The sequence below is a fragment of the Ruegeria sp. BHSA191 genome (assembly GCF_059613325.1).
The window spans coordinates 1-4720 of sequence record NZ_JBXWSH010000035.1 but is presented as its reverse complement, the minus strand read 5'-3'; the positions used below and the strand labels follow the sequence as shown (position 1 = coordinate 4720).

Below are 4720 nucleotides of genomic sequence, written 5' to 3'. Positions count from 1 at the left end.
TGTTTGCATCGACAAACTTGTCCGTAGCCCCGACACCGGGATTCTCGTGGTCTCCGACAAAAAGGAAAATCAATCCATGACGCCGTTGATCTGCCGGCAATGAGGCAAAATGCTTGGCCATGGCCATCTGCATCGCCACTCCGCCGCCATTGCAATGTTGGGCGTACAAGAACCCATCGATATGCGTCACATGCAAAATATATTTGCCAGATTGACCCGGAAGAATGCCGTAGACATTGTACGAAAACCGTTGGTCCGGCCCCTGTTCTTCGCCTTGAACGTCAAGCCGCATGCGTACCGGCTGATCTGCAGTTGCGCGGTCCAGCAACTTGCGCAGATAATAGCCATCCTGATTGTTGATCACGGTCCATGGCAACGCGAGGCCCAGGTTTTCGCCACCACCGATGGCCCCGACCCGCGTGGCCACAACCGATGCATTGGGCACATCGGACCAGACGATCACCCCCGCAGGTTGCCCGTATTCGCCGATTGCAATGCGCGAATACGCTGTACGCGCACTGTGGAAGAGACCACCCGGCAACCCGCGCGAACGAAGCAGAACAAGCTTGTCTGTCAGGTCGCGGCCCATCAGTTCGGCGGGCGTGCCTTCACCCACAAAGATGACTTCCGCTTCGACCCCTCCGATGGGAGTCGTGGCTGACTGGTAGCTCGTCAGAGCGTTTTCGAACGTGTAGGTCTCGCCCTCCCCGAATGAGGGAGCGGTAAGGATGGTCAGTTCAAGGTGTTCAAGATACCAAAGCGGGCGACGTGCCGGAACGAGGTCTTTGCGCACATCTTCAAAGCCAAACTCCTTGAGCTTGCTTTCGACGTAGTCAGATGCTTCGCGCTCGTATTTGGTGCCCTGAATGCGCCCCCAGATCAGATTCCCGTCGTTCTTGGACTTTATGGAGATACCGGTCAGATGATCGAGGTATTCACCGATATCGCGGGCCACAATGGTGGCGCGGGGATCCATGCGCGGATCCAGAATTTGGGGCGTCTGCGGAATGTCAAACGGCTGGATGAGCCCGGACAACTCCGCCTGTTTCTTCGCGGCCATTTCCTCAGGGGTCAGGAAGGAGACTTCGCCAAGACTTCTGATCAAAGCTTCCGGGCTGTCTGCCATTCTCTGATCGGACAAATTGCCATCCGCGCTCACAGCGTGTGGGAAACCGAAAGCCAAGATCCCAAGGACAAAAGTTGCGGCAGAAAGTCGAAATGAATGCATATGCTGGTTCCTTTTGCTTGGATGAAATTGATTTTCCCCACGGGCCCGTGGTGAGTACTTTGGTATCAAACCGGGATGTACTTGCATGAATAAGGTGCCCAGCGGTCTTTCCAAGGGCGCGCCTCTTCCAGTTCGAAAGCCAACTCGTAGAGCAAACGGTCGTTGCCCGTGGCCGTCTGGAACATCGATCCGATCGGCAGACCCGTCTCCGGATCCCAGTTCAGCGGCACCGACATGGCCGCATGACCTGAGACGTTTACGGGTGCCGTGTATGACAAACCTGCCTGCAGAAAGTTGACGACGGACTCGTTGACCATCGTGTCGGGTGACAGTGCATTCGCGTCAATGGACAAAAAGGGCATGCAAGGTGACAACAAAAGATCGACGTCACTGAAGACCTGAGTGAAAAGCCCCGGCACCGTCGCGAGATACTCCAGACCTGCCGCCTGTACGTCTGCTGGTATATTGCTGCCGTATTCGATCAGGCTCGCCGTAAAGACATCAAGGAGACCACTGTCCATCGCGTTGGTTCCAGTAATCGCTCTCGCCTGATCGGAGAACACGCCAAACTGGCCGAGGAACGCGCCGTTGAAATTCGTGAAGAATTCGGAGGCATTTATTGGAATGGCCGCCTCGACAACTTCGTGGTCCAGGTCCCGCAGCAACTGCGCCGTATTCTCTTGGGCGGCGGCAACTGCCGGATGAACCGGTTCGCCGCCATCCAGCGTGAGGGCAAATCCTATCCTGAGCCGATTTGTTGACGGTCCCGTGACCAGCCCGATCGTAGGAAACGGCCCGTTCGGGTCTTCCGTGTGCACAAACAACGCAGCACTGTCTCGAACCGTGCGGCTGATTGCCTGATTGGTCTTGAATGGCCCGTGCATGCCGCCAGCTTCGCCGGGCAGCATGCGTGCCCGGCTCGGTTTTATACCGAACAAACCCTGCGCGCCGGTTGGCAAACGATTAGAGCCGCCTCCATCCGTACCGTGGGCCAAAGGCACCATGCCCGAGGCGACCGCAGCTGCGGCCCCCCCGGAGGAGCCAAGAGCGGATACGGACAGATCCCAAGGGTTGCGCGTCGCGCCGAAAGCCGAGTTGTTCGTGATGATACCCAACTGCGCGAACTCCGGCACATTCGTCATTCCGATGATGTTCATGCCGGCGGCTTCAACCCCGTCGATGTAGGGAACGTTTTCAGCAGGGATATTCGACAACATCATTCGCGACCCGTCCGTCCGACGCACGCCGCCGACGTCAATCATGTCCTTGATCAGGATCGGCATGCCCGCAAATGTCGTATCCGCCGAGATCGTTTCTGCCTTCTCGAAGGCTCGTTCATAGGTGCGGGTCGTGATCGCATTGACGATGGGTTCCACCGCCTCAATCCTGCGGATCGTGATTTCGACTGCTTCACGAGTGGAGATTTCACCTTTCTTGATCAACTCGGCCATGCCTAGCGCATCGTAGTCAATGAATTCATCACTTCGTTTTGGAGCGGCCTGTGCAGGTTTGGCAACAGCCGGTGCAAACGCGGCGTACGACACCGTGCCAATCATATTTTTCAAAATCCTGCGCCGTGACGGCATTCCAAGACCTCGATCGTAGCCTGACAACGTAAGCAGATTACTCGGCCACTTTTGGAAGTAAACGCATAGAAATAAGTGAGTAAGCCGCAAGGTTGGATATGGCGGGCGTGTGCGACCGCTTCGTACGCACCGCGGTCATCAATGCGAACCGCGGAGAATGTCTGCGTTGAGCACAAAGTAAACATCACTCGTTTGTCGGAGGTCTGAAGATGTTTCACGCTTGACCAAGTCGAGTTTTATTGAGGAAAACGGTCCAGTCGAACCTAAGAGGCCCATTCATGTTGCACAGTTTAAAGCGCACATTCGTCGTCCTGCTCACAGTAGTTGTTGTAGAACCCGCCCTTGCGCAGCAGACAACGCCTCTCGACGATGCGACGATTGCCGACGCTTATGTATACCTGCTGGGTCGTGCGCTTGTTGACCGACAAGAGAAGACAGACATTGCCGAGGATGGGGTAGACTACAACGTCATTAAGTATAACCCTGTTGGTGCCGCCGACTTCGTGAACCCCAACCTCGATGTAGCCTATCTCGAAGCCTGGATTGCGGTCGATGATCAAAGCGCCGTCTTACTGGCGGTTCCGCAGGTCGAAGGCCGCTACTATACGGTCCAGATCTGCGATGAGTGGGGCAATGTTGTCACCAACATCAACGAGCGCGACTATCCTCTGAACCCTTACGGAACATATGCCTTCGTGACGCCCGACACGGTTGCCGAGATACCGGAGGGCGCCGTACCTGTCGTGCTGCCCTCCCGAAAGGCAAAGATGCTGGCGCGGGTCGAGCTGCAAACGGATGTGGAAGGTGCAGTTTCCCTACAACGCCAATTCACGATGTCCACTCTCGGCGAACCTGCGATTTCGACTCCTTCAAGCTTGCCTATCTTCGATAACCAGTCACTGATCGGTGTGGAGATTTTCGATCATACAGATGAATTACTCTCAGCGGCGCTGGATAGCATTCCGGTTGCGCCACAGATGCAAGCCAAGGTTCGGGCCGTGGCGCGTGTAGCCTCTGATCCAGCGCAGCGGGACGCCCTTGCAGGCGCGATTCTTGAAACCGTCATTCCGCAATTTTTGAAGTTTGCGGTGACCGAAGCAGGTTCCTTTCAGAACAACTGGTTGGGCGTCTTGGTGGGCGGCATCTACGGCGACGACTACTGGATCAGAACAGCGGCCAATCTGGTTGGGATCTGGGCGAACACAACGCATGAAGTAATCTACTTCGTCGCCACTACCGATGGGAACGGCAAGCCGCTGGATGGCAGCAGCACCTATGTTATCGAATTCAACGAAACTAGCAGTCCCGATGCGGTAGTGAACGGATACTGGTCGGTTATCTTAGTGGATCTACCCGATTACCGTGTGGTTCCAAATGCAATCGATAGGTTCAATTTCAACTCCTATTCGCCGCTTAAGAAGGACGCGGATAGTGGTGTGTCCATGTTTATCGCCCCGGCGGAGAACGGTTCTTTTCCTTCCGCGAATTGGCTGCCCTCCGCTGAAGGAAAACCGTTTTCGCTGACGTTCAGGACCTATGTTCCGAAAGAGATTGTAAAAGCGGGCAACTGGTTTCCGCCGAAAATTCGGAAGCTGAATTGATTGTCGGCTTCGTCCGCAACTCGGACATCGGCACCCGAAAACTTGCTGCGCAGTGAATGAATGACCGCTTTTCTTTCTGCGGTGCGGCTCAGGGATCTGGCGACTAGTTCGCTGCGCCTGCGAGGTTCAGAGATGGAGCACTTCCGCTTTGGGCTCGTCTCAGTCATCTGAGGCTTTTTATCAGATGACTGGTGTGCGGATGGGGTGGATGGCGTCTGCAGCCAACCGTCGCGCTTTGCGGCAAACTGCAGAAGACATCTTCTGCAAGGAAAGGAGCCCCACCATGGAAGTCACGACGATAGGAT

Annotated in this window: 3 protein-coding genes; 1 reads left to right on the top strand and 2 read right to left on the bottom strand. The window is 55.6% G+C overall.

The features are described 5' to 3' along the window. Together AC2FNS_RS18010 and AC2FNS_RS18005 are read right to left on the bottom strand one after the other, a co-directional pair. Window positions 1–1126, bottom strand: a 1126-nt coding sequence (locus AC2FNS_RS18010; RefSeq protein WP_496803939.1) for a hypothetical protein, incomplete at its 3' end; no start/stop codon positions are given. A gap of 167 nt (window positions 1127–1293) precedes the next feature. Next, window positions 1294–2784, bottom strand: coding sequence for an amidase (locus AC2FNS_RS18005; RefSeq protein WP_496713726.1), 1491 nt, complete (start codon window positions 2782–2784; stop codon window positions 1294–1296). A 308-nt stretch (window positions 2785–3092) separates the two neighbouring features. On the opposite strand from AC2FNS_RS18005, the gene AC2FNS_RS18000 reads away from it, so the two are divergent. Beyond that, on the top strand, window positions 3093–4415 hold the full coding sequence (locus AC2FNS_RS18000) for a DUF1214 domain-containing protein (protein ID WP_496713724.1): 1323 nt from the start codon (window positions 3093–3095) through the stop codon (window positions 4413–4415). The last annotated feature ends 305 nt before the right edge of the window (window positions 4416–4720 follow it).